Below are 24,938 nucleotides of genomic sequence, written 5' to 3'. Positions count from 1 at the left end.
TTAAATGGCAGCTAAAACTGTACAGCTTGATGTGGTCAGCGCCGAAGAACGTTTGTTCTCAGGTGCCGTTGAGACCCTGCAAGTGACCGGTAGCGAAGGTGAGCTGGGTATTCACCCAGGTCACGCCCCGCTTTTAACAACCATCAAACCAGGTATGGTTCGGGTTGTTAAAGAAGGTGGCGAAGAAGAAATCATCTACGTTGCTGGTGGTGTGCTTGAAGTGCAGCCGCATAACGTCTCGGTCCTTGCTGATACGGCCATTCGTGGTGACGAGCTTGATGAACAAAAAGCTCTAGAAGCCAAGAAACACGCTGAAGAAGCAATTGCAGATCAAAGTTCTGACCTAAGCTACGCAGAAGCAGCAGCAGAACTGGCTCGAGCGATGGCTCAGTTGCAGATTATTCGCAAATTACGTAAATAATCAGCACGCCAGCTTTAAGAAATCGAAAAGACCCGTAAATCTTGGTTTGCGGGTCTTTTTTTCGCCTGTTAATTTGTTGTAAACGGCTTTAAAATACCCCATTACATTTATTCGAATACAGAAACGGAAGGATTCATGTCTCTGAGTGTTGTTGTACTTGCCGCAGGCAAAGGTACGCGGATGCGTTCAGCGCTCCCGAAAGTACTGCACCCTGTTGCTCATAAACCGATGGTTCAGCATGTGATTGATACGGCGCGCGCTTTAACGCCGACCCACGTGCATGTGATTTATGGCCACGGTGGCACCGTGTTGATGGATAAACTCGGTGGGCAACAGTTAAATTTTGTCGAACAGGCCGAGCAACTCGGCACTGGGCATGCCGTGCAGCAGGTGGTTCCGCATCTTGGCGATAACGAAACCGTACTGATTTTATATGGTGATGTGCCATTAACCCGTAGCGAAACATTACAGGGATTGTTATCAGCAGCGGCAACGACAGACTTGGCCTTGCTGACCGTTACCCTACCCGATCCGACCGGTTATGGCCGCATTGTGCGTGATGATTCCGGTGCCGTGATTGGTATTGTTGAGCAAAAAGATGCAAACGCTGAGCAATTGACAATTACCGAAGTAAACACCGGCATGATGGCGGTAAATGGCGCAGCATTAAAGCGTTGGTTGGGCAACTTATCCAACAACAACGCCCAAGGCGAATACTACCTCACGGACATCGTCGCCATGGCAGCTGACGAAGGCGTGACTATTGCGACAGCGCAGCCGCAAGCGATTAGCGAAGTGGAAGGCGCGAATAACCGCGTGCAATTAGCTGGATTAGAGCGCGCTTATCAAGCCCGCCAAGCAGAACAACTCATGTTAGATGGCGCCACATTAATGGACCCCGCGCGTGTTGATGTGCGCGGTGAGGTGATCATTGCCAACGACGTTGTGGTTGACGTGAATGTTATTTTTGAAGGCCGTGTGGAACTTGGTGAGGGCGTGGTAATCGAAAGCAACTGCGTGTTGCGCAACTGTAAAATTGGTGCTGGTTCGCGGGTGAAAGCCAATAGCGTGATTGAAGAAGCGGTATTGGCTGAAAACTGCGCGGTTGGCCCGTTTGCCCGCTTACGCCCTGGTGCTGACTTGGCCGAAGGTGCCCAGGTTGGTAACTTTGTAGAAATTAAGAAAACTCGCATGGGCAAAGGCTCTAAAGCAAGCCACCTGACCTATTTAGGCGATGCGCAGATTGGCGCTGGTGTAAATATTGGTGCAGGTACCATCACCTGTAATTATGATGGCGTGAATAAATTTGTGACCGAAATTGATGACGGTGCTTTTATTGGCTCAAATAGCTCATTAGTTGCACCAGTTCGCGTCGGTAAAAACGCCACTGTGGGTGCCGGCTCAACGGTCACCAAGAGCGTGGAAGACGAAGAGCTTGCCGTAGCACGCGGTAAACAACGGAATATTAGTGGCTGGCAACGTCCAGTGAAAAAAGGATAAGCGATATGTGTGGAATTGTTGGCGCAACCTCAGAGCGCCGTATTAGCGAAATTCTCATTGAAGGTTTAAAGCGTCTTGAATACCGTGGTTATGACTCTGCTGGTTTAGCCGTATTGAACGAGCAAGGCGTGATTGAAAGCGTTCGCCGCACCGGTAAAGTTCAGGCGTTAAAAGATGCAGTTGGTGAGCACCCACTATCAGGTACAACTGGTATTGCACATACCCGCTGGGCAACTCACGGTGGTGTGACCGAAGCCAACGCGCACCCGCATATTTCAGAAGATTGTATTGCGGTGGTGCATAACGGCATTATCGAAAACCACGAAAAATTGCGCGAGCAGTTGAAAGGTTTAGGTTATACCTTCGCATCAGACACCGACACTGAAGTGATTTGTCACCTCGTGAATCACGAGCGTAAAACTCACAGTGACCTATTTGAAGCGGTGCAAGCAGCAGTTCAACAACTTGAAGGTGCGTATGGCACGGTGGTTATGGATTGCCGTGAACCTGGCCGTTTAGTCGTGGCGCGTTCGGGTAGCCCGTTGGTGATTGGTTTAGGCATTGGCGAGAACTTCGTTGCCTCTGACCAACTCGCCTTGTTACCGGTAACCCGCAAGTTCATGTACCTTGAAGAAGGTGACATGGCGGATATTAACCGCACGGAAGTGAAGGTTTATGACGCCAAAGGTGAGCGCGTCGAACGTGAGGTTCATGAGTCAGACGGTAACTATGACGCTGGCGGTAAAGGCGAGTATCGCCACTTTATGCTCAAAGAAATTCATGAGCAGCCAAGCGCAGTACGTAACGCATTAGAAGGCCGTATTGTGGATGACCATGTGGCTGACGATGTATTTGGTAATGGCTCACTCGACTTATTAAAAGACATTGAGCATGTGCAAATTGTTGCCTGTGGTACTTCGTATCATGCTGGTATGGTTGCGCGCTATTGGCTCGAATCAATGGCGGGCGTGTCATGTAACGTCGAAATTGCCTCAGAGTTCCGTTATCGCCAATCGCACGTGCATCGCAATAGCTTATTGGTAACCATTTCACAATCAGGTGAAACCGCCGACACCTTGGCGGCACTGCGGTTGAGCAAAGAGTTAGGCTACAAAGGTAGCTTGACCATCTGTAACGTCAGTACGTCATCAATGGTGCGCGAATCAGACTTGGCATACATGACCCGTGCCGGCACCGAAATTGGCGTGGCATCAACCAAAGCTTTCACGACGCAGCTGGTTGGCTTGTTGATGTTAACGTTAGCGATTGGTCAGTTCCGCGGTATGCCAGCTTCGCAACAAGAAGCGGTGCTGAAATCACTGAAAACCTTACCTGCGAAGCTTGAAGAAGCATTGTTATTAAGTGACCGCATTGAAGCCTTGGCGCCTGAGTTTGCCGATAAATTCCATAGCTTATTTTTAGGTCGTGGCACGCAATACCCCATCGCGATGGAAGGTGCGTTAAAGCTCAAAGAAATTTCATATATTCACGCGGAAGCCTATGCGGCGGGTGAATTGAAGCACGGTCCATTAGCGCTGATTGATGCCGACATGCCAGTGATTGTGGTGGCGCCGAACGACGAATTGCTTGAGAAGCTCAAGTCTAATGTTGAAGAAGTGCGTGCGCGCGGCGGCATCATGTATGTGTTCGCTGACAAAGACGCTCACTTCAAGAGCGACGACAGCATGCGCGTCATCAATGTCACGCACTGTGACGAGCTGATTGCCCCGATTGTTTACACCATTCCGCTACAGCTACTTTCCTACTTCGTTGCCATCATCAAAGGCACCGATGTGGACCAGCCTCGGAACTTGGCGAAATCGGTTACCGTTGAATAACCGCGCAATTAAAAAATCAAAGGGCTCTTCGGAGCCCTTTTTTACTTCAAAAAGGCTTCAATCCCATTAACGGAATAACAAGCTGATTCCTATAGGACCAAATTGCAGTATCAATACAGCGATACTGAATTACTGCATCAATGTTTTCAAAATCGGTTTCAAGATTACGCCCAATGATAGGTTCATGATGAGCTATTCGGTTTCTTAGCCCTCTAACATTTTCAAGCAATGATCTTAGTCGATTGCGCATTTCAGAAACAGTTAACTTCTGATCATAATTTGGAAAAACAGAAAACAAAAAAGGTTTCCATAACCGACCGTCAAACCTTTTGGTTAATAGCTTTTCCCAGAAAACAAATTTTAGCTCAGGAATTACCTTCCCTGTCGTTGTCATTCCCCTTCTAGCATTAATTAAGTCTTTGCGAGGACTGTAGCCTTTCGTAGGGTTTGGCAAACTTATTTCAAATGCACGGCTCCATGGCCAATTAGTCCCGTAAACTCTCTCAATACCGTCTGCAACAGCGTTGCGAATAATAACCTCACATAAATGAAGCGGGGCAAAAAAAGCAGCTGAAATTTGAGCGTTCCAAGCATAAAGCTTTAGTGCCTGTTCGGTGTTCAATGCTTTACCGTTAACTAAAACGGCTTCGTAAGTACTCAATCTAGAGACAGACAGTGCTTTTTTAACGTTACTTGACGACATGGTTAACTCCCTTTAAACTTATCTCACTAGCTACGGGAAAAGCTGGCTAACGCCTCCCCCTGTAGACGTACGAAGAAATCGAAAGAACCCGCTTCCAAAGCGGGTTTTTTTGTACTTAAAATCTCTTGAGCAGTAAACATTTCAGTGGAATGCCGTTTATTTAGAAAGCAGATAAATCGCCGAATTTAGCCAAGATACGATTTTTCAGCTTTCAGATTGTCGCCGCGCAATTACATTCCTACCCGAAGTTTCTCTAGAAATAGGCTGGGCACAGGTATCATTCTTTGATTGAGTACAACCCATAAACCATAGCCCGATAACAGAAATCACTTCCGCAAATTATGTCGCATGCTTAACCCTTGCATCGCTGATAAATATGTCTTACTTTCAATTACATATTTTAAACAATGTTCCTGTTATCACTTATAGCAAAACGAGCGTGCACACTTTACAAAGGTTATAAACCTCAGGGAGAGTTCAATTGAATATTAATGTGACGTTGCTCGGCGAGTTCATCGCATTATTCGCCTTCATAATGGGTGCATTGTGTTATTACCTTGGTCGTCGCAAAACACAGACTCCAGTTTTAGCCGGTTTGCTCGGTGTAGTACTTTCAATTATTCCACCGTTTGCCCTAGTTTATCTGGTGGTACTGGTATTCAAAAAAGATTTAGGTTCTACATCGGCGGCAGTGAGTGGGCAAAGTGGTACATAACAAAGCCAGTCACGGCGACATCTTTTATTGATGCGCCGCGAACGCGTTAAACACCGGTCAATATAAAGTCGATCGAACCAATTATTTCCGACCGAAAGTGCGATAAATCGCAGACATACTCACCAAGGTACTTACGATCTAAACCAGCCATTTCTTGTGTCATTGCTGTGAAATTTGCACCATGAATTTCGAATGTTGGGTCTAATCGTGATAAGCGAATCGATGTCGTATCGTCAGTTGCCATGAGAGGAATGACAACCGTTGTTTTTAATTCACTCAATAAAATTATTTTGAACGTCCAACAAATATGGATACTCGTGGCGTGTGAGCGGATTGGGTTATGGTACGCACAAAATTGGCCCATCAAAATTTCCTAACGCTGTCGCTAAATGTTCCTTTGTTTTCAACTCGATCATTGTACGCTTCAATAGCCTCTTTATTTTTACGAAGCCATTCTGTACGTTCGTCATCAAGCTCCTTTATCAATGAGCGATAGCGATAGCTATAGGTTGCGACACTTTCTTGAAGCTCTTGCGCTTCTTCAAGTTTGCGCAATCCCGCGCGAATAACTTCGCTGGCCGAAGCGTAGCGACCACTGGCAACGAGCTTATCGACAAACTGATCGAAGTGAGCGCCTAAGCTGATACTTGTATTTTTTGCCATTACCATCCCCCAAATACCAATAAGTAATATATTTTGGTACCAGAGCGAGTTTAGTCAAAGTTCCTGCTAAAGCGAGAGTGCATAGCAATTTCGACGGTTAATAGCGCTTTTACATCGTGATGCTATAATGTTGTAACGCTATTTTTTAGAGTTGTACTTTTAGGAGCTTTACTATGGCATCGTTATCGAAGCGTTCAACGGTTTACTTTGAACCCGCAATTCATCAAGCTCTAAAACTCCGAGCGGCTTCAACGGATAAATCTATTTCTGAGATAATTGACGAAGCGGTTCGATTGTTAATTGCCGAAGACCAGCAAGATTTGGCAACTATTTCAGATCGTGTTGCCGAGCCAGAAATAAGCTATGAAGCATTAATCAACGATTTGAAAGCGCATGGCAAAATATAAACTCGTCTTCAAAAAATCAGTTGCGAAAGATCTTCGTGGCATTCCGAATGTAGACGTGAAAAAAATACTGGAGCGGATTGAGCTTTTAGTGACAGATCCAAGAGCTGAAGGTTGTATTAAATTGTCCGGTAGTGATAAGTATCGGGTACGCCAGGGCGTCTACCGTATTATTTATGAAATTCGAGATACTGAACTTGTGGTCAGTGTGATTAAAGTCGGGCATCGTTCCATTATTTATAAGAAAGGAAGTTCATGCTAAAAAAATTACTCAACGTTGTACTGGCTACCGTGATTGTTGCGGCAGGTTTTGCCATTTTCTGCGTGCCAAGTATTGGCCTCACCTATTTGGGCGCGTGGCTCATTAGCTTTGCGGTTGATATCAATTTCGATAGTTGGATTACGCACACGGTTATTCTCGTTCTATCAGCTGTTTGGTCGCTGATTACGTTGAACACCGATACCGGTGATGACATGCTAAAAACACTCACGATGAAGCGTTAACGGAACAATTATGGGCCACCACCACGATCACAGCAAAGATATGGCATCGGAACGTCTTGGTTGGGCGTTCCTACTCAACTTCTGTTTCACCATCATTGAATTTATTGGTGGGGTGCTAACCAACAGTACGGCGATTTTGGCGGATGCGGTACATGATTTGGGCGATAGCTTATCGCTGGGCATGGCGTGGATACTCAATAAGTTAGGCCGTAAGCGCGCGAATAATCAGTTTACCTACGGGTATCGTCGGTTGAGCTTGGCGGGCGCCTTTATTAACGCGGTGGTGCTGATTATTGGCTCCACTTGGGTCTTAGTTGAAGCAATTCCACGCCTGTGGAACCCGCAAATGCCTATGGCTGATGGCATGATTGCATTAGCAGTTCTCGGCATTGCGGTAAATGGGTTTGCCGCGTTTAAACTGTCGAAAGGTAAAAGCTTAAATGAACGCGTGATCAACTGGCACTTAATGGAAGACGTACTGGGTTGGGTCGCGGTGCTGATTGTCGGTATCGTGTTGTTATTTGTGGATTGGCCGATTCTCGATCCTCTGTTGTCCATAGCCTTCACCGTGTTCATTTTGTTTAACGTGATTCGCAATTTGCACGAAACCGCCCGCTTATTTTTCCAAGCCGCGCCCGACAATGGCACAGTTGAAGCGGTCACCACAACTTTGAAGCAATTGCCGAACGTGGTGGATGTACATCACCTACACTTCTGGTCACTTGACGGTGAACATCACGTATTAACCGCGCATTTGGTGTTAGATGAAGATATTGAAAGTGAGCAACGACGCTTATTGAAAGAAGCCATAGACAAAGCCCTGTTGCCGTATCAGTTGAGTCACACCACGATTGAACTGGAACTACCTGGGGAAGTTTGTCGTGATGAAGGCGCTCATCACGACCACCATCACGACCATGAGCATGACCATTAACCCTAGTGCTAGAACCCAAACACCAGTGGGAATAGAAACACGACAATTGCGGCCCAGATGGCGTACACGGGAATGAACCGAGTTTGCCATTGTTCGAGTAAAGCAAACGAACGTTGGTCGCGAATAAATTGCCAGTAGAACCAAGCGTAGCCACTTAAACTAATCAATAATATGAGGTTTTCGCCCAGTGCTGCGGTACGGTTGGCGGTAAAGCCCATGTCGGCAATGCGGCCACCGATAGCGACTAATGCCAACACATCAACCAATAATGCCGACACAATGAGTAGCCATTGTAGGCGATCAAAAATGCTAGGTGCTTTGTTTGATTCGCGAGACGACACCGCGTACAAGACCAAACCCAACACCACAATCAACAGCGCATCGAGACCAATTAAAAGCTCTCGTTCAACATCAAAACTGCGCCCCGTGACGAACATGATCACTAAAAACGTCAGCATCAATAAGGTGAATAAAGGTGTGAAAATGCGAGCCAGTACAGGTGCCATATTCTCAACCGCGCCCTGTTTTGCTTCAACTAACCAGCCGACAATAATCACGGCTCCCATAACACCACTAGGTAGTAGCCATTGATGCGTAAACCACTCGATGTTCATGCCAATCAACCAAAACATGCCATTCGTTAAGACGATTAACGTCATACCACCCAGCGCTAGCAATACAAAATAAATGGCGTATTCACCCGAATAGCGAACAAAGTCCATGCGTCGCCCGTCGGTTTGCCACCAGTTGCCGGTGTAGAGAACGCCAACTAGAAACCAGAGTAATAGGGGGAGATGAATTAGACTTAGCGATTGCGTTGCCGACTCGGCTTGCCAGGGCATCAAATTTATCACCGTAGCAATTCCCAGAGAAGCACCAACTAACCAGTACCAGCCGCGTTGCCCAAGTTGATGCTTCACTACGTAATAAGCACCGAGCATGGGCAAGCAAAACAAGGTGAAATTGCGAGCATATACCCATTCGTGAGTTTCGGGAGTGAATCCAAACAGTTTTGGCAGGTGAAATAGCACAGCCGCGCAACAAGCTAGCAGCAACGCTAGATAAAAGTCAGTATTCCAAGACGGTTTATCATTGCCCCAAACAATATTGCGCCACAGTCGCCCTGCATGCACTTCGGCATACTCTTTCGATACGGCTTCAAGGCTACCGATGCGTTTGGTGGCGACAAGGAACGCTTCATCGGCGTGCAACCCACGCTCTAATAACGCGTCAATTTGGTCGCGCAAATGGCTTTCGAGTTCGTCGGCATCTTCTTCAAGAATAGCGGCACGACGAAGGACAAATTCGCGCCACTGCGCAATGCGTTGCTCGAGTTCAAAGGGGTGATTAGACGAATTGGACATCATGGTCATCATTCCGTGTTATATCGCGCCAAATTTGGTTGAGCGCATTGTTAATTACCTGCCATTGTTGGCGTTGTTCATTCAAGGTGGCTGTGCCTTCGTCGGTAATGGCATAGTACTTCCGCTTTCTATTGGATTCGCCAACAAGCCAGCGCGAGGTTAAATAGCCTTGCTTTTCGAGCCGATGAAGTAACGGATACAACATGCCGTCAGTCCATTGCAAGGCACCACCAGAGAGCTCTTCAACGCGTTTAACTATTTCGTATCCATAAGTTTCGCCTTCAGCAATAACGCCCAAAACAATGGGCGTGGAAGAGGCCGCCATCAGATCTTTCGATAGGTTCATAAAAATATCCAGTTATACCTAGAGCTGTTAGGTATAAATCCTATACCTAGAACAGCTAGGTATGCAAGTTTATTTATTTCAAACTCCTGCTACGCTTACTAAGAACCTGTTAAAACAAGAAAAAGGAGATCATCATGGGCATATTATGGTTCTTATTGGTCGGTATCATTGCTGGGTGGCTGGCTGGCACGCTAGTGAAAGGTGGCGGTTTTGGTCTCATCGGCAACATGGTTATCGGTGTGATTGGTGCGATGATAGGTGGTTTTTTGTTTAACTTTTTAGGGGTATCCAGCGGTGGCGGTATTATCTGGAGTATTGTGGTCGCCACGATTGGCGCTGTGGTCTTGCTCTTTATTGTTCGTGCCTTTAAGAAGGCTTAGTTAATACCAAAAAGCCGCGCATTGCAGCGCGGCTCTTCTCTCTATTATTTCTCTAATTGATCCTGCGTTCTCAATTTAAAGTCACTAGCATCATGGCGTTCATGTAGTTGCTTGTTCAAATCACCCCAAGTTTTATTCACGATGCGGCCACGTTGCACCGCCGGACGCTTGGCAATTAATTCTGCCCAACGCAGCACGTTTTTGTACTTGTGCGCTTCAATAAACTCGGCAGCATCATATACTTGATTGGTTACCAGTGCGCCGTACCACGGCCATATTGCCATGTCGGCAATGGTGTATTCGTCACCAGCAATGTAGGTATTTTCCGCCAATTGGCGGTCTAACACATCCAGTTGGCGTTTAATTTCCATGGTGTAGCGGTTAATCGGGTATTCGTACTTCTCAGGTGCGTATGCGTAGAAATGGCCGAATCCACCACCCAGCAGCGGCGCACTACCCATTTGCCAGAACAACCAATTCATTGTTTCGGTCCGTTTAGCGGTATCTTGAGGTAAAAATGCATTAAATTTTTCAGCTAAGTACAGCAAGATAGAGCCAGACTCGAACACGCGCGTGGGTGGCTGGGTGCTCACGTCGAGTAACGCAGGAATTTTTGAATTCGGATTGACCGCGACAAAGCCACTGCTAAATTGGTCACCTTCTAGAATTTGTACCAAATGTGCATCGTATTCAGCTTCAGTGATACCAAGTTCGAGTAGCTCCTCTAACATCACCGTTACTTTCACGCCATTAGGTGTGGCCAATGAGTAAAGTTGTAGCGGATGTTTACCTACAGGCAGCTCTTTGTCATGCGTTGCGCCAGCAATTGGGCGATTAATTGAGGCAAACTTACCGCCACTTTCTTGATCCCACTGCCAAACCTTTGGTGGGGTATAAGTATTCGACATGCGTTGCTCCTTGATACAAAACGTTTCTATAAAGAGTGTAACGCATACCAGTGCGGTTTGGATTATTCGACTTTGGCATAAGTCATATCGCGATTCATGTTTAGAAATAAAAAACGGCGCCCGAGAGCGCCGTCTTATGCATTAAAGATCAAGGTTATTCTTGCACTTCAATATCATTTTCTACTGATTTCACACCTTCAACGCCTTGTGCAAGCTGCACAGCAAGGTCGGCTTCTTCAGACGTTGCGACAACACCGCTAAGCACGACATGGCCGTTGATGGTTTCGACATTAATGTTGCCGGCACTCACTTGGTCAGCTTCAAATAATGCCGTTTTCACGCGCGCTGTGATTGCACTGTCACTTAAAAAGTCACCAGTACGTTCGGCGGTTTCGCGGGTAAACTCTGCCGCGTCGCTTGCCGCCTGTTTAGTGGCTTCAGTGGCTTGTTCCAGTGACGATTGCGCTTTTTCACGCGTATCTTCTTGCTCTTGTTGTGAGCAAGCGGTCAACGAAACGGTTGCCAACGATGCCAAAATCAATGCTTGTAAAGCTTTCATAATCAACCTCCTGTTTTGATGTTATTTACTAACTTAGTAAAGCCAGAAAAAATTTCGAGGTGGTTTACAAACCTTTTGCGATTTATACTGAGGTTATCTGGTACATTTTGCGCGTACGTAAAAGGACATTCAACATGCGTACATTAGGAAACATTCTGTGGTTTATCTTGGGCGGTGCCATCATGGGGCTTGGTTGGTGGCTTGCGGGTTTAATCGCATTTATCACTATAGTTGGTATTCCTTGGGGGCGTTCGTGCTTTGTTATCGGCATGTTTTCATTCTTCCCATTTGGCCAAGAAGCCATTGATCGCGAAGAATTAACCCAACGCGGCGATCTTGGTACCGGCAGCCTTGGCTGCTTGGGTAACGTATTGTGGTTTGTATTCTTTGGTTGGTGGTTGGCGCTTGGCCATCTTTTATCGGCCATTGCCCTATTTATCACCATCATCGGTATTCCGTTCGGCATTCAGCATTTAAAATTGGCCGGCGTTGCGTTATCTCCAGTCGGCAAAACCATTGTTAGCAAAGAGGTTGCTGCAGCGGCGCGTATGCATAATGCCACCAGTGCCGTCTCAAAAATGCGAGAGAAATAATATGAAATGGATGATTTATGGTGCCAATGGTTACACCGGCACACTCATGGCAAAGCACGCCAAAGCACAAGGCTTAACACCAGTGCTTGCAGGGCGCAATAGCGAAGCTATTCACCGTCTTGCTGGCGAGCTTGAATTACCATCGGTGGTGGTTGATTTAACTGATACTCAGGCGCTACAGCAAGCACTAGCGGATATTGATGTGGTAGTGCACTGTGCCGGCCCATTTGAAGTCACCGCAGCGCCAATGATTGAAGCATGTCTTGCCACCAAGACCCATTACACCGATATCACCGGTGAACTAGGCGTATTTGAATATGCGCATGCGCAACATCAACGAGCGGTAGATGCAGGGGTGGTGCTGTGCCCTGGTGTTGGTTTCGATGTAATTCCGACCGATTGCGTTGCAGCAAAACTCAAACAAAAGCTACCCGATGCCACGTCACTGACACTTGGTTTTGATTCTGCCTCGCGGATGAGCCGCGGCACGGCGAAAACGAGTGTTCGTCGGTTAGGCGAAGGTGGCGCAGTTCGCCACAATGGCAAGATTGTCACCGTGCCGTTGGCCTACCACACGCGCCACATTGATTTTGGCAATGGCGAGAAGTTTGCCATGACTATCCCGTGGGGTGATGTTTCAACGGCTTATTACACCAGCGGTATTCCAAACATTGAGGTTTATATTCCGGCGTCGCCAAATCTTGTGAAAAAACTAAAACGGTTGAATTGGTTGCGTTGGTTGCTGCGATTTGAGTTCATGAAAAAATTTCTAGAGAAGAAAATTGAGCAGCAGCCACCAGGGCCAAGCGACAAGCAACTTGAGCAAGCCATTACTTTTGTATGGGGTGAGGCCAAAAACGATAAAGGCGATGTGGAAACACTTCGCATTAAAGTAATGAATGGCTACAAACTCACGAGTTTCGGTGGTGTCGATGTCGCACAATTCATCATGGCGCAACAGCCGCAAGGTGGTTATTACACGCCGTCGTTACTGTGTGGTGCAGATCTAGTGGAGAAGTACTATGTGGATGCGTAAAGCGAGCCTTATCGCATTACTTCTGGTGACACCTTTGGTTTATGGACAAGATTTGACCGATGCTGAGCAAGAACAAGCTATCGACGCTGAATCATTCAAAGAAATTGATTTGATCGGGCGCTTTTGGGAGCTTGGAGAAGAGCAAAAACGAGGCATTTTCGAGTTACGGACATTTAATCCCAATTTTATTCTACCGGTACATCACAGCTCCGATATTAATACTCACCCTAGCTCACCATCACGCGGGGCAGGAACCACGTTGGAGAGTCATAAGCCGAATGAAGTGAAGTTACAGTTATCGTTGCGCACCAAGCTACTTGAAGATTTGTTACTGGATGGCGATTTGTGGGTGGCTTACTCGCAAACCTCATTGTGGCAAGCTTGGAACTCAGAAGACTCTTCGCCGTTTCGCAGTACAAACTACAAGCCAGAGGTTTTTTACATTCTGCCTTGGAAAGACAAGTGGGATTTTCTACCTGGTGATGCTGAAGTGCGTTTTGCCAAGGCTGGTTTAGCGCATGAGTCGAACGGTCAACGTAAACCCGATTCGCGCAGCTGGAACTACATCTATTTCGGTGGCGCTGCTGAGTGGGGGCCAGTTATATGGGAAAGCACTTGGAAGCAACGTATTAATGAAACCGGTGATGACGATGATAACCCAGATTTAGTGCGTTACCGAGGTAACTTTGAAAACCGCTTTTCATGGCGTGATTCATTAAGTACTTTTAGTTTAACGCGCATTACTCGTGAACTGTCCTGGGATAAAGGTTCATGGCAATTTGATTTCACCCATCCGGTGAATTCAAGCAAACCGGATGGTCTGCGTTTCTATATTCAGTTCTTCTCAGGCTATGGCGAGACATTACTTGATTATAATCATCGTCAGAACCGAATTGGTTTCGGATTCTTACTGCTGAACATCTAACGGAGTGATTATGAAGCCGGCAACAAAATGGGTATTACGAGTCATTGTAGTGATTATTGGCGGTTGGCTGGCATGGACCTATTTCACTGATTTGGCAACCGAGCAACCAAGTCACATTGCTAGTGGAAATGGTCGTATTGAGGCCGTTGAAATCAATATTGCCGCAAAAACGCCGGGACGAATAGCAACCATAGACGTTCGCGAAGGCCAATTTGTGCAGCAGGGCGATCGATTGGCAACGTTAGACACCGCGGCGCTGCAGGCTCAATTACATCAAGCTGAAGCACAGTATCGCCAAGCGCAAAGTGCAGTTATTGCGGCACAAAGCCAAGTTACGTTGCGCGAGTCTGAAAAAACCGCTGCTGAAGCGGTATTGGTGCAACGCAAAGCAGAATTGGAGCTGGCAAATAGCCGACTCGCTCGCACGCAGCAACTAGCACAGCAAGGCTCAATGTCGCAGCAAGATCTCGATAATGCCAAGGCGGCTTTCATTGGAGCTGAAGCAGCAATTGCCGCAACGCAAGCACAAATTGCGGCAGCGGATGCAGCGATTGCTGCGGCAAAAACCAACGTATCGGGTGTTGAATCTACCGTTGAAGCAGCCGAAGCAACCATTGAGCGCTTGCAGGTCGAGTTAAGCGATAGTGAATTGTTAGCGCCTCGTGATGGGCGTATACAATTTATTGTGGCGCGCCCTGGGGAAATAGTTGGTGCTGGCGGACGTATTTTGAACATGATGGATCTCAAAGACGTCTACATGACCTTTTTCTTGCCCACCGCGGTTGTTGGTAAGCTTGCATTAGGCAGCGAAGCGCGTGTTGTGCTTGATGCGGCGCCTCATTATGTCATCCCTGCGAAAATTTCATTTATTTCAGACGAGGCTCAGTTTACGCCGAAAACCGTCGAAACTTCTTTAGAGCGCGAAAAATTGATGTTTCGCGTTCGCGCGCAAATCTCACAAGCATTGCTCGAGCGCTATATTGAGCAAGTGAAAACAGGGCTACCGGGTGTGGCTTATGTGCGCACTGACCCCGAACAACCGTGGCCTGAACACCTACAGCTTTCTGGTAACGAATAATGTCTGCGCCAGCGCCAGTGATAAGCGTCTGTGATGTTAGCCATCACTATGGTGATAAACTGGCGCTTGCAACCATCAACCTTGCTATTCCACCCGCCGTGACCGTTGGTTTCATTGGCCCCGACGGAGTTGGAAAGTCCACCTTACTCTCGTTACTAGCAGGGGCTCGAGAACTCCAACAAGGCACCATCGATGTTCTTGGGGAATCTATGCTCTCAGGCCGAGCCAGAGCTCGCCTATATCAACGCATTGCCTATATGCCTCAAGGATTGGGGAAAAATCTTTATCCTACTCTGAGCGTGTATGAGAACGTTGATTTTTTTGCCGGATTGTTTGGTCTTCAGGGCGATGCTAAGCATCAACGTATCATACAGTTACTTGAAGCGACCGGCTTGGCTCCATTTCAACAGCGTCCGGCAGGAAAACTTTCTGGCGGCATGAAGCAAAAGTTGGGTTTGTGCTGCGCACTCATTCATGATCCTGATTGCCTGATTTTGGATGAACCAACAACCGGTATCGACCCGCTATCGCGCCGACAATTTTGGCAATTGATTGACGCCATTCGAGCACTACAACCACAATTGAGCATATTAGTCGCTACGGCTTATATGGAAGAGGCAGCCTCATTTGATTGGTTGGTGGCCATGCACGATGGTCGCATTTTAAGCCAAGCGACGCCTAAGGATTTATTAGCGCAAACGCAATCAACGAGCCTCGAACAGGCGTTTGTTCGCTTGCTACCACACGAACAAGAATATCAACCATTTCAGGTTATACCGCGTCAACACAATGATAACCAAGAACTGGCGATAGAAGCCCGCCACCTAACCATGCGGTTTGGCGATTTTACAGCTGTGAAAGATGTCAATTTGCAGGTACACCAAGGGGAAATATTTGGCTTTTTAGGCTCGAATGGGTGCGGTAAAACCACCACCATGAAAATGCTTACCGGCTTACTCCAAGCCAGTGAAGGCGAGGCGTGGTTGTTCGGCGCTCCGGCAGAGAAGAGCTCAGTCGCTATTCGCCAACGCGTGGGTTATATGACCCAGCAATTTTCCTTATTTAACGAATTGACGGTGCGACAAAACCTTTCACTTCATGCGCGTTTGTTCGGCTTGCCAAAAACAGGCATTGACCAGCGCATTGATACTATGGCGGCAGAATTTGAGCTGGAAGATATAATCGATAGTCTGCCTAATGATTTACCGCTTGGTGATCGGCAACGCTTAAGCCTTGCTGTGGCGATGATCCATCAACCTGAATTACTGATTCTCGATGAACCCACGTCGGGCGTAGACCCAGTCGCTCGCGACAAATTCTGGCGCATTATGATGAAGCTGGCGCGCGAGCAACAGGTCACTATTTTTATCTCAACACACTTTATGAATGAGGCTGAGCGCTGCGATCGAATATCGCTGATGCATGCTGGTGAAGTGTTGGTGACGGATACGCCGCAAGCAATTATTGCCAAGCAACAAGCTCACTCGCTTGATGACGCTTTTGTGGCTTACTTACAACAAGCTATTCATCAAGGTGCGGAGCCGACGGATAAGTTTCAACAACAGCTTTTTAGCAGTCATACAGTCAGTAAACAATCTGCCTTGTTTAGTTGGCGGCGCTGGTGGAGTCATTTGCGCCGCGAAAGCATTGAGCTTTTGCGTGACCCGATTCGTTTAGTGATGGCAACGCTTGGTAGCGTGATACTAATGGCGGTACTCGGCTATGGCATGAACATGGATATCGAGAATTTATCCTTCGCTGTATTAGATCGCGATAAAACCTCTTTGAGTCGCGACTATGTTGGGAGTTTGTCCGGCAGTCGCTATTTCGATGAACATGCGCCAGTCAGCAATTATGACGAACTCGATCAACGCATGCGAACTGGCGAACTAAGTCTCGTGATTGAAATTCCCGCAGGCTTTGCGCGCGATCTGCATCGGCGGCAAGCGGTAGAAATAGGTGCTTGGATTGATGGTTCTTTGCCTATACGTGGCGAATCAGTGCAAGGCTATGTGCAAGGCATACACAATCATTGGTTGCAACAGCAAGCGCGCGTACAAGGGCTAACGAACCATTTAGGTATTGCGCAAATTGAATCGCGGTTTCGCTATAACCCAGATGTAAAAAGTTTGCCGGCCATGATGCCTGCGGTTATTCCGCTATTGCTACTGATGTTCCCCGCCATACTCACATCGCTTGCAGTGGTGCGCGAAAAAGAACTCGGCTCCATGCTGAATTTCTATGTGACGCCAACCACGAAGCTTGAATTCTTGATGGGAAAACAGGTGCCGTATGTGGTGCTTGGCATGGTGAATTTTGTCATTTTGATGTTGTTAGCCGTGTATCTGTTCGACGTGCCAGTTACCGGAAGCGTGCTAGCGCTTACCTTCGCTACGCTTTGTTATGTGATTATTGCGACCGCTTTCGGGTTGATTATGTCGGCATTCGTACGCAGCCAAATAGCGGCTCTTTTTGGCACTACGCTGGCAACCATTTTGCCGGCCGCTCAGTTTTCAGGGCTGATAACGCCAGTTCCGTCTTTGGAAGGCGGAGCGCGCGTGTTGGGCGAAATATTTCCGACCACGTATCATATTATTGTCACGCGAGGCGTGTTTACAAAAGCACAGCAACTCAATGATCTCTGGCCGGCCTTGTGGCCGCTAGTGATCACCATTCCGGTACTGATGGTCATTGGCGTCATGCTATTACGGAAACAGGAGCGCTAACATGCAAGTGAGAAACATTTTGCATCTTGGCGTAAAAGAGCTCAGAGCGATTTGGCGCGACCCTATTTTACTTCTCATCATTGTGATGGCGTTTAGCTTGTCCATTTATACCGCAGCTTCGGCAATGCCTGAAACGTTACATAAAACGCCGATTGCCGTTATTGACGACGACCAATCACAGTTATCGCAGCAGTTGATTCAAGCTTTTCGTGCCCCCTATTTTTTGCCACCTGAACCCATTGATAGTCAGCGAGCCGATAGGTTAATGGACGAAGGGCGTTTCACCTTTATTGTGCATATTCCAAGTGGCTTACAACGTGATGTATTGGCCGGCAACGCACCGGCTATCCAAGTGATTGTTGATGCAACACGCATGAGTCAAGCCTTTACCGGCAATGGTTATATACAAGCGATTATTCAGCAAGAGCTGATGGCGTTTACACAAACGGATATCGACATTCCGGTGCAATTGAGTTTGCGCGCCCGATTTAATCCGCAATTAAACGCCTCGTGGTTTTCCGCTATCAATGAAGTGATATCGCAAATTACCATGCTGTCGATCATTCTCACTGGCGCAGCATTGTTGCGGGAACGAGAACATGGCACCGTTGAACATCTATTGGTGATGCCAATTACCCCGTTTGAAATTATGGCTGCGAAAGTTTGGTCAATGGCATTGATTGTGCTGATAGCGGCAACCTTAAGCTTAATTATCGTTGTGCAAAGTGCACTAAATATTCCAATTGCTGGTTCCTTAGGCTTGTTTATGGTCGGCATGACCATTCATTTGTTTGCGACAACCTCGTTGGGAATTTTCTTAGCCAGCTTTGCGCGCACCATGCCACAATTTGGGTTGCTGTTGATTTTGGTGATTTTACCGATGGAAATTCTTTCGGGCGGCATGACACCACGTGAAAGTATGCCCGACATCATCCGTTGGATTATGAGCGCGGCACCGACTACCCACTTTATTGAGTTAAGCCAAGCGATACTGTTTCGTGGTGCTGGCTTGAGTATTATTTGGCCACAGCTGCTGGCATTAGTTGTGATAGGATTAGCGCTGTTTGTTATAGCGCTGAAGCGCTTCCGAAAAACCCTTGCGAGTATGGCGTAACGCATGACTGAAAATTACTTGTTGAAGCTTTACCATAAAACGTTGAAGTACCCATTTGGGCGGGCTCTATTTTCGCGCATGTTTGCCGCAAAAGCGCCCTACTTCAAAACCATCAAGCCGACCATTAAAGCGTTAGAACCGAATCACTGTGTACTAACGTTTAACAAGCGCAAGGCGGTAGAGAATCACATTGGCACCGTACATGCTATTGCATTGTGTAATGGTTTAGAGATGGCGATGGGGGCATTGGCAGAAGCTTCCATTCCAAAGCATCTGCGCTGGATTCCAAAAGGGATGCAGGTGACTTACACCGCCAAAGCTGACAGTGATATTCGAATTGTTGCTAAAAGCGATCCGGCCGGTTGGCAAGTTGGTGATTTACCTGTATCCGTGCAAGGCTTTCGAGCCGATGGGGCCATGGTGATTGACGGCACAATCACAATTTATGTTTCAGAAAAGCCAGCGAAGAAACAAGCTTAGACCTGTTCTTTTAGCGCCGCCTCAATGGCGAATACATGGTCATCGTGTTCGCCTAATTCTCGCAAGGCATCAGCCAGTTTGAGTAAATACTCGTCATTTGGGCCACTCGGCCCTTCTGAACGTGCAATATGCGCTGCAATTTCCGTTTCCGGTGCTTCGCCTAAAAAGGCTTCGTTATCTGGGCCTGCTACGTAGACTAAGCCGGTCACTGAACCGGAGCCATCTAACCACTCGAACTCGGTAAAAAAGCGCAAATAACCATTTTTCTCCCGGTGATCAAGGTGGGCAAATACATCGGGCGTGACTTCATAGGCCATACCGGCGCATACTGCGCCAGGCGCTTCAATTAATGTCGCAACGCGGCCTGGTGCTTCAGGTGTGCCCCGATGATCGTGCGAGCCCTGCCAGAAGCGTCGTAACCAACCATGAATTTTGGCAGGTCGGCGTTGTATATATGGAAAATCCGCTTTATAAATCAAAGAGCCATAGCCAAATAACCAGACCGACTCGAGGTGGTCTAGAGGCTGACGTTGTTGATTCAATGCAATGGTATTGTGTGACATAACGACGCTAATTTTATCAAATTTAACCGCGAATAAGGAGTGTTGGCATGCGCACATTAGAATTAAAAATACCACCGGTAGTTGTTGTGCTTGTTATTGCTGGGCTGATGGCGTTGACGTCGCGTTTGTTGCCGATGGATCCTTGGCATTTCACCGATGCAAAAGCGTTAGCATTTGCGCTTGTCACAGCCGGTGCATTTATTGCGGTAGCCGGTGTGATTGCGTTTCGCCAAGCGAAAACCACCGCCAACCCCATGAACCCTAACGCGAGTAGCCGTTTGGTGAGCAACGGCATTTACCGATTCACGCGCAACCCAATGTACTTAGGTTTTCTGCTGGCATTGGCTGGTTGGGGCGTTTGGTTAGCGAATTTGCCTGCATTATTTTGGTCAATCATCTATATTTTATACATTAATCAATTTCAAATAATTCCCGAAGAGCGCATTCTTGAGGAAAAATTTGGCGAAGAGTTTCGTGCTTATCGAAAGCAGGTTCGGCGCTGGTTTTAATTAAAAATCACTGCTATATATTTAATTCATTTCATAAAATAAGGTTAATTGCTTGCGAAATTTTTGGGGATTTTGTCTTGCGATTATTGCTAGCCTCGCTGTTGCAAAGGCCGCCGTTGCGCAGCCATCAACATTGCGAATTGGGGTTTATGAAAACCCGCCTAAATTACTACTCATTGACGGACAAATTTCCGGAATCTTTGGTGATTTAATTTTGCAAATAGCGAGCCGTGAAGGCTGGCAAATTGAAGCAATACCATGCACATGGAACGAGTGTCTGCAGCTGTTGCAGCGTGGCGATATTGATTTAATGCCGGACGTAGCGCTGAGTAATGAGCGTGATGACACCTTGCTGTTTCACGAAACGCCGTTCTTACATTCTTGGTCACAGCTTTATGGCAAGCGCACATTGAAAGTAACCACCTTGTTAGACTTAAACAAGGTGCGCATTGCTGTGCTTGAAAACTCCATTCAAGAGACTTACTTGGCAGATATCACCAAAAACTTTGGGTTAGATGTCACTTTAATTCCGGTTTCGTCATTTGATGAGGGCTTCCAAGCGGTACTTTGGGATCGCGCCGAAGCGGTAGCGGCAAACCATTTATATGGTGATCTTAAAGCCCGTGATTTAGGCTTAGAACCCACTCCAGTTATGTTCCAACCCGCTCGCCTATTCGTTGTTGCAACACAACCAGAGATGCAGCCAATTCTCGATAAAATTGATGAGCATTTGCAGGAATGGCAAGAGGATCCGCAATCACCGTTGTACGTCACATTGAAGAAGTGGCGTGCCAATTTAGGTGAAACCGAGCTATTTCCTTGGGCATTGGTTCTTGGGCTTGTCAGTGCTTTAGTGTTGGTATTTGGCGTTTCTCTTCTTTTACGCAGACGTGTGAAACAACGCACGTTAGAGCTCGCGCACAGTGAATTGAAGTTAAATACCATTCTCGATTCGGTAGAGGCTTACATCTACATCAAAGATCGTGACCTTCGCTATCAATATGCAAATAAGAAAGTTTGTGATTATTTAGGAACCACACCGCAGCAAATCATTGGTCAAACTGATGAAGTGTTGTTTGATGCGGAAACTTGGGCTCATCTTCGGGAAAACGACCTTCGCGTGATTACAGAAGGGCTTCGAGTGTCGGATGAGGAAGAAAATGTAACCAAAAACGGTGACAATCATCACTTTTTGTCGGTAAAAATTCCGCTCCACAATGCGCAAGGCGAAATTTATGCACTCTGCGGCATTTCCACGGATATTACCGAACATATCCATATTAAAGAGTCGCTTAACCAGTTGGAGTATTACGATAGCATCACTGGGCTAGCGAATCGGAAGCTATTACTGCAAAACCTTGAGCATGCGGTGACAAGTGCACAACGTACGGGCTATGAAGGCGCATTGGTTGCGATTGATCTCACCCATTTCACCATCATCAATGAAACCTTTGGGCATGCGGCAGGCGATAAACTGTTGCAAGAGGTGGCGCTAAGAATTCGGGCGCGTATTGATGAGACGGATACGGCAGCGCGGCTAGGCTCGGATGATTTTGTCGTGATTTTAGAAGATTTAAGTCAAGATACCGATCAGGCTGTCATGGAAGTGCGCAATTGGGCGCGAGAAATACTTGAATCGCTGGCGCAGCCATACGAGCTTGATGATATAAAGCATTCAACAACCGCCAGTATTGGTATCACCATGTTTTCAGATAGCCCTGATGATGTATCTGGGTTATTGAAAAATGCCGATCTCGCAATTTCGGAAGCAAAAGCGCAAGGAGGCGGCTCAATTCGCTTCTTTAACCCCATCATGCACGAAACCATTAGTCGCCGCATGTTGATTGAATCAGCCCTACGACGTGCGGTTCAGCACCAAGAGCTTGAGGCGTATCTGCAACCGCAGGTGAATGAACACGGTGAGGTGATTGCTGCTGAGTTGCTGTTGCGTTGGACCGATCCTGATTTAGGAACTATTTGCCCTGCTGAGTTTATTCCGATTGCCGAAGCGAGTGGCTTAATTATTCCTATCGGAACATGGGTGATTGAACAGGCTTGTCGCACGTTGCGTGACTGGCAACAGATTGACGCGCTTAAACACATTCCATTGGCAGTGAATATTAGCCCGCGCCAATTCCGTCATGGTGGGTTTGTGGCGCAAGTTGAGCATTGTTTGCTTGAAGCGCATCTCCCAGAGGGGCTATTAGAGTTAGAAATTACCGAAGGGATGCTGATTGATAACATTGATGTGACTGTGAAACGTATGTGCAAGCTGGGTGACCTAGGCGTCCGTTTCTCGCTTGATGATTTCGGTACCGGCTATGCGTCACTCGCGTATTTGAAGAAATTACCGCTGTACCAATTGAAAATCGATCAATCGTTCGTGCGCGACATGCTCACCGATGCAAACGACGAAGTGATTACCAAAACAATTATTGGCCTAGCAGAAAACCTCAATTTCTCAGTGATTGCCGAAGGTGTGGAAACGGTCAAACAGCTCGAGCACCTCAAGGCACTCGGCTGTAAAAAGTTCCAAGGTTATTTGTTCGGTAAACCCGCGCCAATCGTCGAGTGGCAACAACGATTTATAGAGAGTTCCACTCTGTCTGTCGAATAAACCTAACTACATCCAACGTTGATGGTTCGAACCAATCATTGTTGACCATTCGCGTTGCATGGCGAGTGCTGAGCTTACCGGCTGATATTTGATAACCTCCGGTCCCGCGGCGGTATGCACAAGCACATCAGCGTAACCGAGAAGGCGCAGCCACGGCGATTGATACACATCAATTTGCTGCGCTTTGTGTAATGGATACCAATTTTCTTTGCGTCCAAATACACCGCGCTTAATCGCAAGCCAACCGTTGTTAATGGTAAACCCATAGTTATGCCAACGGGCAATGGCGTATGCTTGAATTGCAAACCATATCAACGCAGCACTAATCAAACCTGTTATCAATGGAATGTCATTTGCGTAGGCTGTTAATGCCAGTGCTGGCGCAATCAGCGCAATCCAAAATGATGGGTTCAGTAAGGCAATGAAACTAATGCCCTGCCAGTCTAAGTTAGCGCTTCGCGGTAACTTCAACCAATTACCAAGTTCTTCAACCAAGTTTTGTGTGAGTACTGGCAGCACAAATGACGAGCTCCCCGACTGCTGCTGCGCATGTGCTGATGGCTGCAATTGACTGACGCGAACACTGAAACGTTTGAGTAGGCGACCGCGTAAATTTTGGCGCAGCTGCACGCGCTGTAATTTTTGATAGCGAAAACTCACGGTACGAATGGTGAACAAACCGGAACGCGCCTGATATCGCTCGTTTAAAATACTGAAATGCAGATTATAGTAGCGGACCAAGGTCACGCCGATAGCCAGAATAAAGAGTAGCGACAGTGCAGCAACGGCGAGACCAATATTCAGCCACAAGCTTTCTTCTATAAACGAGACATTGGCCTCTAGCCAAGGTACTAAGGTTTCTTCCAGCACATCGGTTTGCGAAAGTGGATAAATGAGCACGGCGAGTAGCACAAAGATTTTGTTATCCATGATGCCAGCGCGAACAATTTCGCTCATCGAAAAGGTCATTTCGGTATCAGCTGGAGGTTCGGTTTTCTCGCTGTCGGCAATCGCGAGTTCACTGTAGGCTTGGTTGGTGTTGGTCTGGGCTAACATCCGTTGGCGAAGGTCTTGTGCCAAGCCAATAGGTAAGCCAGGAATTTCAACTTCTTTCCCTGCTGAGCCGGCGCTATCAACGCGCAAAATCACCAAATCAAAGGGTCGAAAATACCAGCTTTGATCAAGCTCGGCTTGTTGAATGCGTTCATATTTTAGAGTTAGGCTCTTTTTACCAAATACACCGGTACGCAGATGCACAGCGTCATCGGCTAGGGCGTACAAGAAAAAGCGGTGATTTAAAATTGCGCTCACCATAATGAATACCAAATAGCCACCGATCACCGCGTAAGGCAACCACTCGCTATTACTGACAAATATTGCCGCCAGTACCGGAATAAAGTTGGTGATGTTGCGCACAAGATTACGCACTTCTTTGGCGATGAAGAAGCCGATGGTGAGAAGTGGCGTACGCTGCCAAACTAACTCAGTCATGGCTGCTCTCTTCTATTGGTTCTTCAGCGATGGTATTAACCAGCGTTGCTTTCATTTGCTCAGCATCATTTAGCTTTAAGCCTGGAATGCTCAAATCAGCGCCACCACTTCCCGCGGTGTAAAGGGTCAAATGTGCTAAGCCTAGCATGCGTTCAATAAACCCTTGGCGAACCTCTACGTGCTGAATTCGATTTAAGGGCACCGCTCGTGTCAGGCGCCATAATGCCCCACGGCGCAAGTACATGGCTTCGTGAGAGCGAGCGTAGGCGGTGAATTGAAAGCGCCGTGAGGCCCAGAATAACCCGAAGAACAGCGTCAGCGCCGCCCAAGGAATACCAAACCACAGTGGGTTTGGTAGCCAATCGGTGGAGGGTACGAACACATAAATACCAATGGCAATTAATGCCAAAATACTCATATCGATTAATACAATAATTTGCAGGTAAGTCTTGTAGCTCGGCTCAACCGGCTTCCACGCTATAGCCATGTGATCTGTTCCTAACTTGAAAAAGTATGTTTTAGCATCCATGTAACCTTAACACGAAGCAAAAAAATAGGAGCAAGCTC

General features: G+C 47.2%; 28 protein-coding genes. 18 read left to right on the top strand and 10 right to left on the bottom strand.

Features of this window, described 5'->3' with window-relative positions:
* Positions 1-4: 4 nt before the first annotated feature.
* From CWI82_RS00240 to glmS, 3 genes are all read left to right on the top strand, one after another.
* Entirely contained in the window at positions 5-421 is a 417-nt protein-coding gene (locus tag CWI82_RS00240; protein ID WP_130202270.1) for a F0F1 ATP synthase subunit epsilon, read from the top strand.
* Positions 422-556: 135 nt separating this feature from the next.
* The gene (gene glmU, locus CWI82_RS00235) at positions 557-1,921 is read left to right on the top strand and encodes a bifunctional UDP-N-acetylglucosamine diphosphorylase/glucosamine-1-phosphate N-acetyltransferase GlmU (RefSeq protein ID WP_130202269.1); all 1,365 of its coding nucleotides are present in this window, start codon (positions 557-559) and stop codon (positions 1,919-1,921) included.
* Positions 1,922-1,926: 5 nt separating this feature from the next.
* Positions 1,927-3,759, top strand: coding sequence for a glutamine--fructose-6-phosphate transaminase (isomerizing) (gene glmS, locus CWI82_RS00230; RefSeq protein WP_130202268.1), 1,833 nt, complete (start codon positions 1,927-1,929; stop codon positions 3,757-3,759).
* A 46-nt stretch (positions 3,760-3,805) separates the two neighbouring features.
* On the opposite strand, the gene CWI82_RS00225 is transcribed toward glmS, so the two are convergent.
* Complete coding sequence (locus tag CWI82_RS00225) at positions 3,806-4,462, bottom strand: hypothetical protein (protein ID WP_130202267.1); 657 nt, start codon at positions 4,460-4,462, stop codon at positions 3,806-3,808.
* 481 nt (positions 4,463-4,943) lie between these two features.
* Here CWI82_RS00225 and CWI82_RS00220 point away from each other — a divergent pair, with 481 nt between their 5' ends.
* Positions 4,944-5,177 carry a hypothetical protein gene (locus tag CWI82_RS00220; RefSeq protein WP_130202266.1) on the top strand — a complete coding sequence of 78 codons (234 nt, stop codon included), beginning with the start codon at positions 4,944-4,946 and terminating at the stop codon, positions 5,175-5,177.
* Positions 5,178-5,223: 46 nt separating this feature from the next.
* Here CWI82_RS00220 and CWI82_RS00215 read toward each other — a convergent pair whose 3' ends face one another.
* Positions 5,224-5,541, bottom strand: a complete 318-nt coding sequence (locus CWI82_RS00215; protein ID WP_130202265.1) for a CcdB family protein — start codon at positions 5,539-5,541, stop codon at positions 5,224-5,226.
* Positions 5,541-5,840 (bottom strand): type II toxin-antitoxin system ParD family antitoxin, encoded by a 300-nt coding sequence (locus tag CWI82_RS11535; protein WP_130202264.1) that lies wholly within the window; start codon positions 5,838-5,840, stop codon positions 5,541-5,543. Before CWI82_RS11535 ends, CWI82_RS00215 begins: the two co-directional genes overlap by 1 nt.
* Before the next feature lie 173 nt (positions 5,841-6,013).
* Here CWI82_RS11535 and CWI82_RS00205 point away from each other — a divergent pair, with 173 nt between their 5' ends.
* From CWI82_RS00205 to CWI82_RS00190, 4 genes are read left to right on the top strand one after another with little or no spacing between them, the layout of a single operon-like run.
* Positions 6,014-6,247 carry a CopG family transcriptional regulator gene (locus CWI82_RS00205; protein ID WP_130202263.1) on the top strand — a complete coding sequence of 78 codons (234 nt, stop codon included), beginning with the start codon at positions 6,014-6,016 and terminating at the stop codon, positions 6,245-6,247.
* The gene (locus CWI82_RS00200; protein ID WP_130202262.1) at positions 6,234-6,506 is read left to right on the top strand and encodes a type II toxin-antitoxin system RelE family toxin; all 273 of its coding nucleotides are present in this window, start codon (positions 6,234-6,236) and stop codon (positions 6,504-6,506) included. Before CWI82_RS00205 ends, CWI82_RS00200 begins: the two co-directional genes overlap by 14 nt.
* Entirely contained in the window at positions 6,500-6,748 is a 249-nt protein-coding gene (locus CWI82_RS00195) for a hypothetical protein (RefSeq protein WP_130202261.1), read from the top strand. The genes CWI82_RS00200 and CWI82_RS00195 overlap by 7 nt, the downstream gene beginning before the upstream one ends.
* A 10-nt stretch (positions 6,749-6,758) precedes the next feature.
* Positions 6,759-7,682, top strand: a complete 924-nt coding sequence (locus tag CWI82_RS00190; protein WP_130202260.1) for a cation diffusion facilitator family transporter — start codon at positions 6,759-6,761, stop codon at positions 7,680-7,682.
* Positions 7,683-7,690: 8 nt separating this feature from the next.
* Here CWI82_RS00190 and CWI82_RS00185 read toward each other — a convergent pair whose 3' ends face one another.
* Positions 7,691-9,049 carry a permease prefix domain 1-containing protein gene (locus CWI82_RS00185; RefSeq protein WP_199286235.1) on the bottom strand — a complete coding sequence of 453 codons (1,359 nt, stop codon included), beginning with the start codon at positions 9,047-9,049 and terminating at the stop codon, positions 7,691-7,693.
* A complete protein-coding gene (locus CWI82_RS00180) occupies positions 9,030-9,392 on the bottom strand; it encodes a PadR family transcriptional regulator (RefSeq protein ID WP_130202259.1) in 363 nt (120 codons plus the stop codon). Before CWI82_RS00180 ends, CWI82_RS00185 begins: the two co-directional genes overlap by 20 nt.
* Positions 9,393-9,526: 134 nt before the next feature.
* On the opposite strand from CWI82_RS00180, the gene CWI82_RS00175 reads away from it, so the two are divergent.
* Positions 9,527-9,772, top strand: a complete 246-nt coding sequence (locus tag CWI82_RS00175; RefSeq protein WP_092858169.1) for a GlsB/YeaQ/YmgE family stress response membrane protein — start codon at positions 9,527-9,529, stop codon at positions 9,770-9,772.
* A 44-nt stretch (positions 9,773-9,816) separates the two neighbouring features.
* On the opposite strand, the gene yghU is transcribed toward CWI82_RS00175, so the two are convergent.
* Positions 9,817-10,680, bottom strand: coding sequence for a glutathione-dependent disulfide-bond oxidoreductase (yghU, locus tag CWI82_RS00170; RefSeq protein WP_130202258.1), 864 nt, complete (start codon positions 10,678-10,680; stop codon positions 9,817-9,819).
* Between the two features lie 154 nt (positions 10,681-10,834).
* Entirely contained in the window at positions 10,835-11,239 is a 405-nt protein-coding gene (locus CWI82_RS00165) for a BON domain-containing protein (RefSeq protein ID WP_130202257.1), read from the bottom strand.
* A gap of 134 nt (positions 11,240-11,373) precedes the next feature.
* Here CWI82_RS00165 and CWI82_RS00160 point away from each other — a divergent pair, with 134 nt between their 5' ends.
* The 7 genes from CWI82_RS00160 to CWI82_RS00130 are packed head-to-tail and all read left to right on the top strand — an operon-like array spanning position 11,374 to position 19,191.
* Positions 11,374-11,832: a YccF domain-containing protein gene (locus CWI82_RS00160; protein WP_130202256.1), complete on the top strand. Its 459-nt coding sequence runs from the start codon at positions 11,374-11,376 to the stop codon at positions 11,830-11,832.
* Position 11,833: 1 nt separating this feature from the next.
* Positions 11,834-12,868 carry a saccharopine dehydrogenase family protein gene (locus CWI82_RS00155; protein ID WP_130202255.1) on the top strand — a complete coding sequence of 345 codons (1,035 nt, stop codon included), beginning with the start codon at positions 11,834-11,836 and terminating at the stop codon, positions 12,866-12,868.
* Positions 12,855-13,793, top strand: coding sequence for a phospholipase A (locus CWI82_RS00150; protein WP_130202254.1), 939 nt, complete (start codon positions 12,855-12,857; stop codon positions 13,791-13,793). Before CWI82_RS00155 ends, CWI82_RS00150 begins: the two co-directional genes overlap by 14 nt.
* 10 nt (positions 13,794-13,803) lie before the next feature.
* Positions 13,804-14,871 (top strand): HlyD family secretion protein, encoded by a 1,068-nt coding sequence (locus CWI82_RS00145; RefSeq protein WP_130202253.1) that lies wholly within the window; start codon positions 13,804-13,806, stop codon positions 14,869-14,871.
* The gene (gene rbbA / locus CWI82_RS00140; RefSeq protein ID WP_130202252.1) at positions 14,871-17,597 is read left to right on the top strand and encodes a ribosome-associated ATPase/putative transporter RbbA; all 2,727 of its coding nucleotides are present in this window, start codon (positions 14,871-14,873) and stop codon (positions 17,595-17,597) included. Before CWI82_RS00145 ends, rbbA begins: the two co-directional genes overlap by 1 nt.
* 1 nt (position 17,598) lies before the next feature.
* On the top strand, positions 17,599-18,711 hold the full coding sequence (locus CWI82_RS00135; RefSeq protein WP_130202251.1) for an ABC transporter permease: 1,113 nt from the start codon (positions 17,599-17,601) through the stop codon (positions 18,709-18,711).
* Between the two features lie 3 nt (positions 18,712-18,714).
* Entirely contained in the window at positions 18,715-19,191 is a 477-nt protein-coding gene (locus tag CWI82_RS00130) for a hotdog fold domain-containing protein (RefSeq protein WP_130202250.1), read from the top strand.
* Here the strand turns inward: CWI82_RS00130 and CWI82_RS00125 are convergent.
* On the bottom strand, positions 19,188-19,754 hold the full coding sequence (locus CWI82_RS00125; RefSeq protein WP_130202249.1) for a gamma-glutamylcyclotransferase: 567 nt from the start codon (positions 19,752-19,754) through the stop codon (positions 19,188-19,190). The two genes, CWI82_RS00130 and CWI82_RS00125, sit on opposite strands and share 4 nt — an antisense overlap.
* 47 nt (positions 19,755-19,801) lie before the next feature.
* Between CWI82_RS00125 and CWI82_RS00120 the strand changes: the two genes are divergently transcribed.
* Entirely contained in the window at positions 19,802-20,263 is a 462-nt protein-coding gene (locus CWI82_RS00120; RefSeq protein WP_130202248.1) for a methyltransferase family protein, read from the top strand.
* 52 nt (positions 20,264-20,315) lie between these two features.
* Positions 20,316-22,880, top strand: a complete 2,565-nt coding sequence (locus CWI82_RS00115; protein WP_130202247.1) for an EAL domain-containing protein — start codon at positions 20,316-20,318, stop codon at positions 22,878-22,880.
* A 6-nt stretch (positions 22,881-22,886) separates the two neighbouring features.
* On the opposite strand, the gene CWI82_RS00110 is transcribed toward CWI82_RS00115, so the two are convergent.
* Both CWI82_RS00110 and CWI82_RS00105 read right to left on the bottom strand, forming a co-directional pair.
* A complete protein-coding gene (locus CWI82_RS00110) occupies positions 22,887-24,371 on the bottom strand; it encodes a PH domain-containing protein (protein ID WP_130202246.1) in 1,485 nt (494 codons plus the stop codon).
* The gene (locus tag CWI82_RS00105) at positions 24,364-24,858 is read right to left on the bottom strand and encodes a PH domain-containing protein (protein WP_165383853.1); all 495 of its coding nucleotides are present in this window, start codon (positions 24,856-24,858) and stop codon (positions 24,364-24,366) included. Before CWI82_RS00105 ends, CWI82_RS00110 begins: the two co-directional genes overlap by 8 nt.
* Between the last annotated feature and the right edge of the window lie 80 nt (positions 24,859-24,938).

It is taken from the genome of Pseudidiomarina tainanensis, from assembly GCF_004214835.1.
In the GTDB taxonomy this organism is placed as follows: domain Bacteria; phylum Pseudomonadota; class Gammaproteobacteria; order Enterobacterales; family Alteromonadaceae; genus Pseudidiomarina; species Pseudidiomarina tainanensis.
This window is presented reverse-complemented; position numbering and strand designations above follow the sequence as displayed.